Source organism: Pseudomonas sp. B20, assembly GCF_020515755.1.
In the GTDB taxonomy this organism is placed as follows: Bacteria; Pseudomonadota; Gammaproteobacteria; order Pseudomonadales; family Pseudomonadaceae; genus Aquipseudomonas; species Aquipseudomonas syringae.
Map to the genome: position 1 here is coordinate 25,075 of NZ_JAHPJG010000020.1, position 13,618 is coordinate 38,692.

The window sequence follows — 13,618 nt, forward strand, 5'->3', positions numbered from 1 at the left end:
CGCCACATCGCTGCAACCCGCGCCTGTTCACGACGCACCTGTTCCCGATTCGAGCAGGTCCCTGTTCGCCAGACCCAGAGAGTCCTCCATGCGCATTGTTGCTGACGAAAATATTCCCCTGCTCGACGCCTTTTTTGCTCATTTCGGTGAGATTCATCGTTTGCCGGGCCGCGCCATGGACCGAGCCGCGGTGGCGGATGCCGACATCCTGCTGGTTCGCTCGGTCACCGCAGTGACTCGCGAACTGCTTGAAGGCAGCTCGGTGCGTTTTGTCGGGACCTGCACCATTGGCACCGATCACCTGGATCTGGACTGGTTTCAGCAAGCCGGTATCCAGTGGGCCAGCGCTCCGGGCTGCAATGCGCGCGGCGTGGTGGACTACGTGCTCGGCAGCCTGTTGACGCTGGCTGAAATCGAGGGTGTTGACCTTGCGCAGCGCACCTACGGAGTGGTCGGTGCGGGGCAGGTGGGTGGTCGGCTGATCAGCGTATTGAAGGCTCTGGGCTGGAACGTACTTGTTTGCGATCCGCCACGCCAGGCTGCCGAAGGCGGTGACTTCGTCAGCCTCGACGAGATCCTGCAGCGCTGTGACGTCATCAGCCTGCATACGCCGCTGAGCAAAACCGGGGCGTCACCAACCTGGCACCTGCTCGACGACGCGCGTCTGCGTCAGCTCCGGCAGGGTGCCTGGCTGATCAATGCCAGCCGTGGCGCCGTGGTGGATAACGCAGCGCTGCACGACATCCTGCTTGAGCGGGAAGACCTGCAGGCCGTGCTGGACGTGTGGGAAGGCGAGCCGCAGGTCAACGTCGCGCTGGCTGACTTGTGCGTTCTGGGTACACCGCATATCGCGGGTTACAGCCTGGATGGCAGGCAGCGCGGCACGGCGCAGATCTATCAGGCGCTGTGTGGCTTTCTTGATCAGCCTGCGACGATCAAGCTGGACGATCTGCTGCCAAGACCCTGGCTGGCGCAGGTCAGTCTTGACGCGGCCTGCGACCCGGTCTGGGCGCTCAATATGCTGTGCCGTGGCGTGTATGACCCGCGTCGTGACGATGCGGATTTCCGCCGCAGCCTGACCGGTAACACCGCCAGCCAGCGTCTGGCCTTCGATGCATTGCGCAAGCAGTACCCGCCACGCCGGGAAATCGAAGGGCTGAAGGTAAGCCTGGAGGGCGAGTCCGAACCATTGGCGCACCTGGTGCGGGCACTGGGCGCGGTGCTGGTCTGATCGTCAACCGGGCTATCGGGCAATAAAAAACCCGACCTGGTGGTCGGGTTTCAAATGTCTGGTACGGCTCGGTTTTATTTTTCCGGTGTTACCCAGTACTTGTCGCATTCCTGGCAGGCAGCCTGAACCATTTCTTCGGTGATCAGGACTTCTTGCCCGTGCTGGTCGAGAATGGCACCGCCAACCGGCAGATTGGGCGTGGCTCGAACGACTTGAACTTCGTTGCTGCGCTCTTGCGGGTTCATGGTTTTCTCCTTTCATCAGGTAACGGCGTTAAGTTAACCGCGCTTGATGACCGGTCCGTGACAGGTACTGTCAGCCGCTCAAACGCGCTCCAAGTGCAACAGATATGATGCAAATCTGCCAGCAGGCGCTTAGATCGATGTCTTATAGCGGCCTCTGTAAAGCAGTCATAACCTGACTCTGCAAGCCGGCCGCAAGTTCATTCGAAATGATGTTCGGCGCGCCCGGCAACACAGGTGTAGGCTTTGCAATTCAGACAGATCGGGCAGACAGGCAGGTTCATCGTTCATGATTTCACGGATTACCCGACGTCATCGCCAGGCCTTGCGTCTGGCTGCGAGTTTCATCGCGCCGTATCGCTGGCAGGCGCTCGGCGCATTGCTGGCACTGGTCATTACCGCGGGCATCACCCTGTCGATCGGGCAGGGCATCAAACTGATGGTCGATCAGGGATTCATGACCCGTTCACCGCAGTTGCTCGAACGCTCGATCGGTTTTTTCATGCTGCTGACGGTCGGCCTCGCCGTCGGAACCTTCGCCCGCTTCTATCTGGTGTCTTGGATCGGTGAGCGTGTGGTTGCCGACTTGCGCAAGAAAGTATTCGATCACCTGATCGAACTGCATCCGGGCTTCTACGAGAATAATCGCAGTTCGGAAATCCAGTCGCGACTGACCGCCGATACCACGTTGTTGCAGTCGGTGATCGGCTCGTCACTGTCGATGTTCCTGCGCAATGCGCTGATGGTCATCGGCGGCATCGTGCTGTTGTTCATCACCAACCCCAAACTCACCAGTATCGTGGTGGTGGCGTTGCCGCTGATCATCGCGCCCATTCTCATGTTCGGGCGGCGGGTACGAAACCTGTCGCGCGAGAGTCAGGACCGGGTCGCCAATGTGGGCAGCTACGTGGCCGAGGCCCTGGGGCAGATCAAGACGGTGCAGGCCTACAATCATCAGCAGCAGGACAAACAGCGCTTTTCGCATACTGTGGAGCAGGCGTTCGAGACCGCTCGTAAACGCATCCTGCAGCGCTCCTGGCTGATCACGCTGGTGATCGTCCTGGTGCTGGGTGCGGTGGCGGTGATGTTGTGGGTGGGCGGCATGGACGTGATCAGCGGCCGCATCTCCAGCGGCGAGCTGGCAGCGTTCGTGTTCTACGCGCTGATGGTCGGCATGGCGTTCGGCACGTTGAGCGAAGTGATTGGCGATCTGCAGCGTGCCGCCGGTGCGGCGGAGAGGATCGGCGAGCTGCTTCAGGCGCGCAGCGAGATCAGCGTGCCGACCACGGACCTGCAGAGCCTGCCGCAGCGCATCAGTGGGCGCCTGGCGCTGGAGAATGTCACCTTCGCCTACCCGTCGCGCCCCGAGCGCAATGCGCTGGATGACCTGACCCTGAGCATCGAGCCCGGTGAAACCCTGGCGCTGGTCGGGCCCTCCGGCGCGGGCAAGTCGACCATTCTGGATCTGCTGCTGCGTTTTTACGACCCGATTCAAGGGCGCATCCTGATCGAGGGCGTGCCGATCGCGCAGCTCGACCCCCATGATCTGCGCCGCTGCTTCGCGCTGGTTTCACAATCGCCCGCACTGTTTTTCGGCAGTGTCGAAGACAACATTCGTTACGGTAACGCCACCGCGAGCCTTGAGCAGGTAGAGGCGGCGGCGCGCATCGCCCATGCGCATGAGTTCATTCTCGACATGGCCGACGGCTATCGTACGCATCTGGGTGAGGGCGGTGTGGGCTTGTCCGGCGGACAGCGGCAGCGTCTGGCGATTGCCCGCGCCTTGCTGGTCGATGCGCCGATTCTGTTGCTGGACGAGGCGACCAGTGCGCTGGACGCGCAGAGTGAGCACTTGATTCAACAGGCCCTGCCGAGCCTGATGCAGGGGCGTACCACGCTGGTCATCGCCCACCGGCTGGCCACGGTGCAGAATGCCGACCGGATTGCCGTCATGGATCAGGGGCGGTTGGTGGCCGTGGGCACCCATCAGCAGTTGATCGCCAGCAACCCGCTTTATGCGCGACTGGCGGCGTTGCAGTTCAATGCCGGGGTTGAATAGGAGAGGGCGAGAAGGGCGTGTGGGCAACGTGGGAGGTCAAGCCTCCCACTCGCTGAGCCTCAGCGATATTCGCACAGGTAGGCGGTATCGACTTTGACCTTGATCTGGAACTTGCTGTTGGCCGGTACGTTGAACTGGTTGCCGGTGGCAAAGGTTTCCCAGTCAGTGCTGTCCGGAAGCTTCACGCTCAACTCGCCGGAGATCACATGCATGATTTCCCGTTGCGCCGTACCGAACTCATATTCGCCCGCTGCCATGACACCGATGGTTGCCTCACCATCGGCCTGGGTGAAGGCGATGGATTTGACGGTGCCGTCGAAGTACTCGTTGACCTTGAACATGGGCGATTCCTTTTGAAAGGGCTGAAAATGGCTCGCCAGTATGCCCAACACGGTAAAACTCGTCACGCCCCTTGCACGTCGATGCTGACGAAGCGTCGACCTGCAGCGGCATTCAATTGGGCAGGATCAACGGCAGCAGTCTGGCAGTATTGCGCGCATCGACCAGAGCGCGGTGCTGCTGCCCGCTGAACTGCATGCCTGCCAGTTGCAAGGCACTGTTCAGTCCCATCGGCTTCTGTAAGTGGCGGGCCTGGGCGAAACGCTGTTTGAGATTGACGTGCGGCATGCTGGACAGCGCACTGTCGAGGTGATGATGGCGCCATTCCTCCTCCAGTTGCTGGCGATCGTAATCCCCCCAACTGGCCCAGCCCACGATGCGTGCACGGTGATGGCTCAACCAGCGCTCGAACTGCGGCCACACCGTCGTCAGCGGCGCAGCGCTGTCGATGCTGCTCTGGTTGATATGGGTCAGCTCGCGGCAGAAATGGGTCAGCAACGGCCTGCGTGCCGGGCGCACGAAGCGCTCGAAATGGTCCAGCTCGCGTCCGTCCTGGTTGACCAGCGTCGCGCCTATCTCGATGACTTCCATTTCTGCGACCGGCCATCCACCTTCTTCGGTCGTGGCCTCAAGATCAATCACCAGCCAGTGCGGCATCATCAAGCTTCCTTACGATAGTCAATGGCTTCAGCGTAGCCAGATTAACCCGTTGCGCACACTCTGGGCTTTGCATCGGCACCCTTGTTGTTACAACTGCCCCTACAGTGACCACAGGTGATTGCATTGGTGCCTCGCGGGCCGCTGTCACTCGCCTGGACGAATACTGCAAGCGCACCGCAGAGCACTGACGCCGTCGATTTGACAGTTGTTTAAATCACGGAAACCGCATAGCTTGAACGGCTTTGATTGATGTCGTGTTTTATGAAAAGACTTGCAGTGTTAATTGACGGTGTGGCGCGCGGGATCGTTACCGGTGTCATGCTCTTCATTCCGTTGATGGCAACGCAGCAGGTCTTCGCCGCGCAAATCGTGCGGGTGGCCGCAGTGCATTTCCCCCCTTACATGGTGCGCCCTGAAAAAGGTGAGGACGCCGGTCTTTTACCCAGGCTGGTCGAGGCACTCAATGGCGAGCAGGACGAATATGAATTCGTGATGATTCCGACATCGGTGCCTCGGCGTTTTCGTGATTTCACGGAAGGGCGTTTCGATGTTGCAGTCTTCGAAAACCCCGAGTGGGGCTGGAAGGACATTCCCCATGAACAGCTCGATATGGGGCTCGAGGATGCCGAGGTCTATGTGGCGCGCCGGGTGGAAGGACGCGGGCAGGATTACTTCGACACTCTGGCTGACAAACGTCTGGCATTGTTCAGTGGCTATCATTATGGATTTGCCAACTTCAATACCGATCAGAAGTACCTGAGCGAGCACTTCACCATTACCTCCACGTACTCCCACGACAGCAACTTGCTGATGGTGGTGCGCGGCCGCGCCGATATTGCGCCTGTTACCCGTTCGTACCTGATTGATTTCATGGCGCATAACAAGGAAGAAGCGGCGCAGTTGATGGTGTCCGACCGTATCGATCAGGTCTATCGTCAATATGCGTTGTTGCGCCCGAATGGCAGCATCGACGTGCCACACTTCAAACAGCTACTGGAAAGGTTGCGTGCAGATGGGCAGTTGGCGAAGATTTTCGAGCCACTTCATATCAAGGTGCTTCCGGTGAATGCCGAGATGCCCGGCAACTAGCAGGGGCAGGTTTTGCACCTGCCACCCGGAGGCTCTCAACGGTCGTTGGCGTCCTTGGCATCCATTTCTGCGTTGCGCTCGTGGACGCGCTTGAGCTGTTCTTCAGTGAGGGGCAGTTTGTTGGCTGTGTCGCGCAGCATCATCAGACCGCCGACGACCGAGCCAATGGCTACGAGCAGAATTAACCAGGCATACCAGGGCATAGCGCTCTCCTTGTTGTGATACCGGTTTGAGCAGCACAGCTGCCCAATGGTTCAAGTGTATGCGCCTTGAAAGGGTTGCGTACGAAAGCATTCGCCTGCAACCCCAAGAGCCTGGCAATTACTTCCCGGTCAGCATCGCGTCGGTCGGCGCGTCGGCGCGCGATTTGGCGGTCAGGCTGAAATAGATGAAGCCGATGGCCATCAGGCCCAGGAAAATCAGGCCGATCAGTGCGTTGAACCAGGCCATTGCCACCAGGCACACGACGGCCAGCGCCAGCGCGATGCCGGGCACTACCGGATAACCGGGGGCGCGGAACGTGCGCTCCAGGCCAGGCTCGGTCTTGCGCAGTTTGAACAGGCTGAGCATGCTCATGATGTACATGACGATGGCGCCGAATACGGCCATGGTGATCATCGCAGCGGTCAGCGTCATGCCGCTCAGGTTGATCAGGCCATCGCTGTAGATCGCGGCGATGCCGATCAGGCCGCCGGCGATGATTGCCCGGTGCGGTGTCTGGAAGCGCGAGAGTCTGGCCAGCGAGGCGGGCAGGTAGCCGGCGCGGGCGAGGGCAAAGAACTGGCGCGAGTAGCCCATGATGATCCCGTGGAAGCTGGCGACCAGACCGAACAGGCCGATCCACACCAGCATGTGCAGCCAGCCGGAGCTGTCACCGACCACGGCTTTCATGGCCTGCGGCAGCGGATCGTTGATGTTGGCCAGGGTGCGCCAGTCGCCCACGCCACCGGCGAACAGCATGACGCCGATAGCCAGTATCACCAAGGTCAGAATGCCACTGATGTAGGCCTTCGGAATGGTGCGTTTCGGGTCCTTGGCTTCTTCGGCGGCCATTGCAGCGCCTTCGATGGCCAGGAAGAACCAGATGGCGAAGGGGATGGCAGCGAACATGCCGGCAATGGCTTCGGGTCCGAAAGTCTGTGAACCGGCCCAGCCGTTCAGGGCGAAATTGCTGAAACTGAATGCAGGTGCGACGACGCCCATGAACACCAGCAATTCGGCGACGGCCAGAATGCACACCACCAGCTCGAAGGTTGCTGCGAGCTTCACGCCCACGATGTTGAGCGCCATGAATACGATGTAGGCGCCAACTGCGGCATGCTTGGGGTCCAGCCCCGGGTATTGCACGTTAAGGTACGCACCGATCGCCATGGCAATGGCCGGTGGCGCAAAGACGAATTCGATCAGGGTGGCCATGCCGGCGATCAGTCCGCCTTTTTCGCCAAAGGCGCGACGGCTGTAGGCGAATGGACCGCCCGCGTGCGGGATGGCCGTGGTGAGCTCGGTAAAACTGAAGATGAAACAGGTGTACATGGTGGCAACCATCAGTGCTGTTACCAAAAAGCCCAACGTACCCGCGACGCCCCAGCCGTAGCTCCAGCCAAAGTATTCGCCGGAAATCACCAGCCCGACGGCGATCCCCCATAAGTGAATCGTGCCGAGTGTCGGCTTGAGTTGCGTGCTCATTGTTATCTCCCTGAGATTCGATAATCGTTGAAACATCCTGTTGCAGAGGCCGTGCCAGTGCACTGTTCATTGTCGTGTTGCTTCAAAACAGGTCGTTTGTGGAACGTCAGGATGAACAGATTCACCCTGTTGTGCAGATTCGGTGCAGGCTAACGTAGCGATGGTCGCTGCAGGTGCAGGAAATCGTGACTTTTTACGACCACCACTGGACAAATGCTGTTCTATGGGTCCCGCCAGTGCGCCGGTTCGGCTACAATGCGCGCCGATTTCGACTTACCTGAGACCACGCTCATGTCCGCCTGCCAGACTCCTGTCATCGTCGCCCTGGATTTTCCGACCCGTGAAGCCGCCTTGCGCCTGGCTGATCAGCTCGATCCCAAGCTGTGCAGGGTCAAAGTCGGCAAGGAACTGTTCACCAGTTGCGCGGCCGACATCGTCGAGACCCTGCGCCACAGGGGCTTCGAAGTATTTCTGGATCTCAAATTCCACGACATCCCCAACACCACGGCGATGGCGGTCAAGGCGGCGGCCGAGATGGGCGTGTGGATGGTCAATGTGCACTGCTCGGGCGGCTTGCGCATGATGGCGGCCTGCCGGGAAGTGCTTGAGCAGCGCACCGGTCCACAGCCGTTGCTGATCGGTGTGACCGTTCTGACCAGCATGGAACGTGAAGACCTGGCCGGTATCGGTCTGGACATCGATCCGCAGGTGCAGGTGCTGCGCCTCGCTGCTCTGGCCGAGAAAGCCGGGATGGATGGTCTGGTCTGCTCGGCGCTGGAAGCGCAGGCTCTGAAAGCCGCTCACCCGTCATTGCAACTGGTGACACCTGGCATCCGCCCGGCGGGCAGTGCGCAGGACGATCAGCGTCGTATCCTGACCCCTCGTCAGGCACTGGATGCAGGTTCTGACTACCTTGTCATCGGTCGCCCGATCAGCCAGGCGGCTGACCCGGCGAAGGCCTTGGCGGCGGTGGTTGCCGAGCTGGCTTGAGTGGATGGATGCGTAGCGTCACGGCGCATTACCCGCCTAGCGGAGAAGGGCTGTGACGCTGCGAAAAGCCTGCGGGTTTATTCCACTTTCAGGATCAGCTTGCCCTGATTCTCACCGCTGAACAGCATCTGGAAGGTTTCCGGGAACGTCTCGAGACCGTCCACGATGTGCTCCTTGCTCTTGAGCTTGCCTTCCTTGATCCAGCCGGCCATGACCTGACCCGCTTCTGCAAAGCGCTCCGGGTGGTCCAGTACGATGAAGCCTTCCATGCGAGCACGGTTGACCAGCAACGACATGTAGTTGGCCGGGCCTTTGATCGCCTTGGTGCTGTTGTACTGACTGATGGCGCCACAGATCACTACGCGCGCGCCGACCGCCAGCTGGCTGAGAGCCGCGTCGAGAATGTCGCCACCGACGTTGTCGAAGTACACGTTCACGCCATCCGGGCAGTGGCGTTTCAGACCGTCCATGACGTCCTCGGATTTGTAGTCGATGGCTGCGTCAAAGCCTAGTTCCTCGGTCAGCAGACGGCATTTTGCCGTGCCTCCCGCGATGCCGACGACCCGGCAGCCCTTGAGCTTGGCAATTTGCCCGGCCACGCTGCCGACAGCACCAGCCGCACCGGAAATCACCACGGTGTCACCGCTTTTCGGTTGGCCGACGTCCAGCAGCGCCAGGTACGCAGTCATGCCGGTCATGCCCAGTGCCGATAGATAAAGCGGCAGGGGGGCAAGGCTGGTATCCACCTTGTAGAAGCCCTTCGGCTCACCGGCAAAGTAGTCCTGCACGCCCAGAGCGCCCTGGACGTGGTCACCTACGGCGAACTTTGGGTTTTTCGATTCAAGTACTTCACCCACGCCGAGGGCACGCATCACTTCGCCCAGCTTTACGGCTGGAATATAGGATTTGCCGTCATTCATCCAGCCACGCATTGCCGGGTCCAGTGACAGGTATTTGTTCCTGACCAGAATCTGCCCGTCGGCAAGTGCGCTGACCGGGACTTCCTGATAGGTAAAGTCTTCACGGCGCGCATCGCCCGAAGGGCGCTTGGCGAGCAGGAACTGGCGGTTGGAAAGATCGGTCATGGCAGGGTCTCCTGAAAAGGGTTCAAGAATGGATTCAAACGCTCATCGCGCCATTCGGGCAAGAAGCGATCACCCAGCGAATGCCGTTTGATCCATGTGGTTGATAGGAGTACGTTGAGCCGCTGGCGTTCAGACGGATCTGCGGATGAAACATGCTGACGACGGATATGGCTTGAGTCGCCCCCCCTCAGTGCTCTAGATTCCTTGTTCGATCAACGCTTGGACGACCGTGATGCCTGCTACCTCTTCGAACACTCTCCACCCCCGGGCTCTGCGAGCTGGCGACGCCGTTGCGCTGGTATCTCCGGCAGGGCCTGTGGACCCCGGCAAAATCCAGGCTGCGGTGGCGGTACTCGAGGGGTGGGGGCTGCGTCCACGGGTCTATCCGCATGCGCTGGGCAACTACTCGTTCTATTCGGGGACCGATGAAGAGCGGCTCGCTGACCTCAACGACGCGCTGGCCGATCCGGAAATCCGCGCGGTCCTGTGCACTCGCGGTGGTTATGGCGTGCAAAGGATTGTCCAGCAGGTGGATATGGACGCGGTGCGTTGTGACCCCAAGCTGGTGACTGGCTTTTCTGACATCACCGCGTTGCACGGTGCGCTGTGGAACCACGCGCGCCTGGCGACCATCCATGGACCGGTCGCTTCGCAGCTGGAACGTGGTGGCCTGTTCGTCAGCGGTATGCGCCATGTGCTGATGAGCACCGAGCCGGTCTTGCTCAAGGCTGATGCGGCCTCGCCAACGGCCAGGGTCAGAACCGCTGGCAGCGCGCAGGGCCTGCTGTTGGGCGGCAACCTGTGCATCCTCGACACCTCTGTGGGTACGCCGTTCATGCCTGATCTGAGCGGCGCGATCCTGCTCATCGAAGAGGTCAACGAACCCGCCTACCGGGTCGACCGCATGCTCACCCACCTGGGCAACTGCGGAATCCTTGCGCGTCTGGCAGGTATCGCAGTTGGCGAATTTACGCCTGCCGCTAACACTGGCCGCACCATCAGCCCCGCGGACGTGCTGCTGGAGCGGCTGGGCAGTCTCGGCATCCCGGTGCTCGGCGGTCTGCCGGTAGGGCATGGAGATCCCAATCAGGCAGTGCCCCTGGGCACCCATGCGATACTCGATGCCGACGCCGGAACCCTGCTGGTAGCCGCCGCCGCGCGTAGTTGATGTCCCTGCCGCGCTGTTGGCGGTTGGCCTAGTCCGCCTTGCGTGCGTTGAGGATCAGCAAGGTCAGCAAGCCTGCGACGATGCCCCAGAATGCCGAGCCTATGGAAAACAGCGTCAGTCCTGAAGCGGTCACCATGAAAGTGATCAAGGCAGGTTCGCGTTCCCTCGGTTCGGCCATGGCAACAGTCAGGCCATTGGTGATCGACCCGAGCAATGCCAGGGCAGCAATCGAGAGCATCAGCTCCTTGGGGAACGCACTGAACAGACCCGCCAGGGTGGCACCGAAAATGCCGGCTATTGCATAGAAAATCCCGCACCAGATCGCCGCTGTATAGCGTTTGGATTTGTCCTCATGCGCATGAGGGCCGGTACAGATGGCGGCACTGATCGCCGCCAGATTGATCCCGTGGCAGCCAAACGGTGCCGTGAGCAGTGAGGCAAAGCCGGTCACCGATATCAGTGGTGAGGTCGGCGGGAAGTAGCCGTCGGCCCGTAACACGGCCACACCGGGCATGTTCTGCGAGGTCATGGCCACCACGAACAGCGGGATGCCGATGCTGACCGTTGCCGCCCATGAAAACTCGGGAGTGGTCCAGACCGGCATGGCGACTTCCAGCGCCAGGCCGTCAAAGTCCAGCAGCCCCAGCATGCCTGAAATGCCGATGCCGACCAGCAGCGCGAGCAGCACCGAGTAGCGCGGCGACAGGCGCTTGACCAGCAGGTAAGTGAAAAACATGCCCAGCACCAGGCTGGTGTGGTGCTGTGCGGCAATAAAGATCTCACTGCCGATCCGGAACAGAATCCCTGCCAGCAAGGCCGCGGCCAGCGAGGCTGGCAGACGCCGCACGATGCGCTCGAAACTGCCGGTCACCCCGCACAGAATCACCAGCAGCGCGCTGGTGATGAACGCGCCAATGGCCTGCGGGTAGCTGACACCGCCCAGGCTGGTGATCAGCAGTGCAGCGCCGGGTGTCGACCACGCCACGGTAATCGGCATGCGGTAGCGCAGCGAGAGGCCGATGCTGCACACCGCCATGCCCATGAACAGCGCCCACAGCCAGGATGAAATCTGCACGCTGCTCAGCCCTGCCGCCTGGCCCGCCTGGAACATCAGCACCAGCGAACTGGTGCAGCCGGTCATCATGGCGATGAAACCGGCCACCACCGCCGACGGCGATGAGTCTGTCAGCGGGCGCAATGGCACCTTGAGGGATTGGTTCATGCTGGGCGTTCCTTGAAACGGGCAGGTAGCAAAGGGCGCCAAGCCTAAACGCCTGGCCGCTCGGCCTTGCAATACAGCGACACGAGTAAACGCCAGCACAGTTACAGCCGTGGCGTTTACTCGGTGTCAGCCCCGGCCGGGCAGGCGCCGGACTGCAGGGTCTGGCCCAGCGCCCGATTGACCGTCAGCCAGCCATCCACGGCATCCTGACCCGCCTCGGCGAACACCCGCTGCAGCAGTTTGACCTGTTCGCGGCGCAAGCCCTGTTCAAAAAGAGCGCCTTCGTCGGTGAGGCCCAGCAGCCGTTTGCGCTTGTCATTCTCGGGGGCCGCGCTGTGCACCAGATTCATGGCGATCAGCTGGCGCAGCGGGGCATTGAGGGCCTGTTTGCTGACGCCCAATACGGTGAGCAGCTCCTTGACGCTCAGGCCGGGGTAGCGGGCAATGAAAAAGACGATGCGCTGGTGCACGCGACTGAAGCCGCGTCTGGCCAGTATTTCATCAGCCTTGGCAGTGAATGCCTGATAGCCGAAGAAGAACGCTTCCATGGCCATTTTTTGATTGGCAGGTTTTTTAAGGTCAAGCATGTTGACGTATCCGGGTTGATCGTCGTAATTTGAGTCAACCAGTTTGACGTATTTCCAATTGTCTCGGCTACAGGTAACTGCCATGGCTTTCTCCGAACGCGTTTCCCGTCTGAAAAGTTCTCTGATTCGCGAGATCCTCGCCGCCGCTCAGCGTCCGGAAGTGATGTCGTTCGCCGGTGGTTTGCCCGCTGAGGCGATGCTGCCCAAAGTAGAGTGGGCCGACATGCCTGTTGCGCTGGGCCAGTACGGCATGAGCGAGGGCGAACCTGCGTTGCGTGAAGCGCTGGCCGCCGATGCTCGCGCCCTGGGTATCGACTGCGACGCCCGTCAGGTCATGGTGGTCAGTGGTTCTCAGCAGACACTGGACCTGGCGGCCAAGCTGTACATCGACAAAGGCACCGAAATTCTTCTCGAGGCGCCCACCTATCTGGCGGCGCTGCAGATATTTCAGCTGTTCGGCGCCGACTGCATCACTGTGCCGCTGCAGGCCGAAGGCCCGGACCTGCTTGCCATGCGTCAGCGTCTGGAGCAGCACACGCCAGCGTTCGCCTACCTCATCCCGACGTTCCAGAACCCCTCGGCGGTGCGCTACAGCCAGGCCAGTCGCGATGCCGTTGCGGCCTTGCTCGACGAGTTCGGTGTCACGTTGATTGAGGACGAGCCGTATCGTGAGCTGAGCTTTGACGGCGGCAGTGCCAGGCCGATTGTCAGCAGTCTGAAGACGGCCAGCTGGATTTACACCGGAACGGTTTCCAAGACGCTGCTGCCGGGCCTGCGAGTGGGCTATCTGATCGCCAGCCCCGATCTGTTTCCGCACTTGCTGCGTCTGAAGCAGTCGGCCGATCTGCATACCAATCGCCTCGGCCAGTGGCAGGCCTTGCAGTGGATTGGTACTGAGCACTATCGTGAGCATCTGGTAACGCTGTGCGAGTTTTACCGGGGCCGTCGTGATGCGTTCGAGAGTGCCTTGCAAACGCATTTTTCCGACCTGGCCACCTGGAACAGCCCGCAAGGCGGACTGTTCTTCTGGTTGACGCTGAAGCAGCCGCTGGACACGCGCACCTTGCTGGATACAGCGCTGGCGCACGATGTGGCGTTCATGCCGGGCGAACCTTTCTTTGCCGATCCGGACGCCAATCACGGTCACTTGCGGCTCAATTTCAGCCATATCGACCCTGCACGGCTCGATGAGGGTATAAAACGTCTGGCGTCGGTGGTCCGCGCAGCACACCTTCTGCAGGCCGCCTGATTCAAGACGTC

Annotated in this window: 14 protein-coding genes; 6 read left to right on the top strand and 8 right to left on the bottom strand. The window is 60.7% G+C overall.

The genetic code is table 11. From position 1 onward, the window contains the following. The first annotated feature begins 88 nt into the window (after window positions 1-88). Window positions 89-1,231, top strand: coding sequence for a 4-phosphoerythronate dehydrogenase PdxB (gene pdxB, locus LIX91_RS19105; RefSeq protein ID WP_226488974.1), 1,143 nt, complete (start codon window positions 89-91; stop codon window positions 1,229-1,231). 74 nt (window positions 1,232-1,305) lie between these two features. Here pdxB and LIX91_RS19110 read toward each other — a convergent pair whose 3' ends face one another. After that, complete coding sequence (locus tag LIX91_RS19110; protein ID WP_226488975.1) at window positions 1,306-1,476, bottom strand: PA1571 family protein; 171 nt, start codon at window positions 1,474-1,476, stop codon at window positions 1,306-1,308. Between the two features lie 286 nt (window positions 1,477-1,762). Between LIX91_RS19110 and LIX91_RS19115 the strand changes: the two genes are divergently transcribed. Continuing rightward, window positions 1,763-3,532, top strand: coding sequence for an ABC transporter transmembrane domain-containing protein (locus LIX91_RS19115; protein WP_103696233.1), 1,770 nt, complete (start codon window positions 1,763-1,765; stop codon window positions 3,530-3,532). A gap of 59 nt (window positions 3,533-3,591) precedes the next feature. Here LIX91_RS19115 and LIX91_RS19120 read toward each other — a convergent pair whose 3' ends face one another. Both LIX91_RS19120 and LIX91_RS19125 read right to left on the bottom strand, forming a co-directional pair. Continuing rightward, window positions 3,592-3,873 (bottom strand): pyrimidine/purine nucleoside phosphorylase, encoded by a 282-nt coding sequence (locus LIX91_RS19120; protein WP_003343080.1) that lies wholly within the window; start codon window positions 3,871-3,873, stop codon window positions 3,592-3,594. A 112-nt stretch (window positions 3,874-3,985) separates the two neighbouring features. Further along, window positions 3,986-4,528 (bottom strand): exonuclease domain-containing protein, encoded by a 543-nt coding sequence (locus tag LIX91_RS19125; RefSeq protein WP_003315164.1) that lies wholly within the window; start codon window positions 4,526-4,528, stop codon window positions 3,986-3,988. 252 nt (window positions 4,529-4,780) lie between these two features. On the opposite strand from LIX91_RS19125, the gene LIX91_RS19130 reads away from it, so the two are divergent. Beyond that, entirely contained in the window at window positions 4,781-5,620 is an 840-nt protein-coding gene (locus tag LIX91_RS19130) for a substrate-binding periplasmic protein (RefSeq protein WP_032702763.1), read from the top strand. Between the two features lie 35 nt (window positions 5,621-5,655). Here the strand turns inward: LIX91_RS19130 and LIX91_RS19135 are convergent, their stop codons facing one another. Next, the gene (locus tag LIX91_RS19135) at window positions 5,656-5,823 is read right to left on the bottom strand and encodes a DUF2897 family protein (protein WP_226488976.1); all 168 of its coding nucleotides are present in this window, start codon (window positions 5,821-5,823) and stop codon (window positions 5,656-5,658) included. Window positions 5,824-5,941: 118 nt separating this feature from the next. Next, window positions 5,942-7,306, bottom strand: a complete 1,365-nt coding sequence (gene eat / locus LIX91_RS19140; protein WP_003415841.1) for an ethanolamine permease — start codon at window positions 7,304-7,306, stop codon at window positions 5,942-5,944. Window positions 7,307-7,597: 291 nt separating this feature from the next. Here eat and pyrF point away from each other — a divergent pair, with 291 nt between their 5' ends. Then, window positions 7,598-8,296 (top strand): orotidine-5'-phosphate decarboxylase, encoded by a 699-nt coding sequence (gene pyrF, locus LIX91_RS19145; RefSeq protein ID WP_003415842.1) that lies wholly within the window; start codon window positions 7,598-7,600, stop codon window positions 8,294-8,296. Between the two features lie 77 nt (window positions 8,297-8,373). On the opposite strand, the gene LIX91_RS19150 is transcribed toward pyrF, so the two are convergent. Next, entirely contained in the window at window positions 8,374-9,381 is a 1,008-nt protein-coding gene (locus LIX91_RS19150) for an NADP-dependent oxidoreductase (protein WP_024648185.1), read from the bottom strand. A 232-nt stretch (window positions 9,382-9,613) separates the two neighbouring features. On the opposite strand from LIX91_RS19150, the gene LIX91_RS19155 reads away from it, so the two are divergent. Beyond that, window positions 9,614-10,549, top strand: a complete 936-nt coding sequence (locus LIX91_RS19155; protein ID WP_032702765.1) for an LD-carboxypeptidase — start codon at window positions 9,614-9,616, stop codon at window positions 10,547-10,549. 28 nt (window positions 10,550-10,577) lie between these two features. Here the strand turns inward: LIX91_RS19155 and LIX91_RS19160 are convergent, their stop codons facing one another. Further along, window positions 10,578-11,771, bottom strand: a complete 1,194-nt coding sequence (locus LIX91_RS19160) for a benzoate/H(+) symporter BenE family transporter (RefSeq protein WP_226488977.1) — start codon at window positions 11,769-11,771, stop codon at window positions 10,578-10,580. A 116-nt stretch (window positions 11,772-11,887) separates the two neighbouring features. Continuing rightward, a complete protein-coding gene (locus LIX91_RS19165) occupies window positions 11,888-12,358 on the bottom strand; it encodes a MarR family transcriptional regulator (RefSeq protein ID WP_103696238.1) in 471 nt (156 codons plus the stop codon). Between the two features lie 82 nt (window positions 12,359-12,440). Here LIX91_RS19165 and LIX91_RS19170 point away from each other — a divergent pair, with 82 nt between their 5' ends. After that, window positions 12,441-13,607 (top strand): PLP-dependent aminotransferase family protein, encoded by a 1,167-nt coding sequence (locus LIX91_RS19170; RefSeq protein ID WP_100072661.1) that lies wholly within the window; start codon window positions 12,441-12,443, stop codon window positions 13,605-13,607. Window positions 13,608-13,618: the final 11 nt, after the last annotated feature.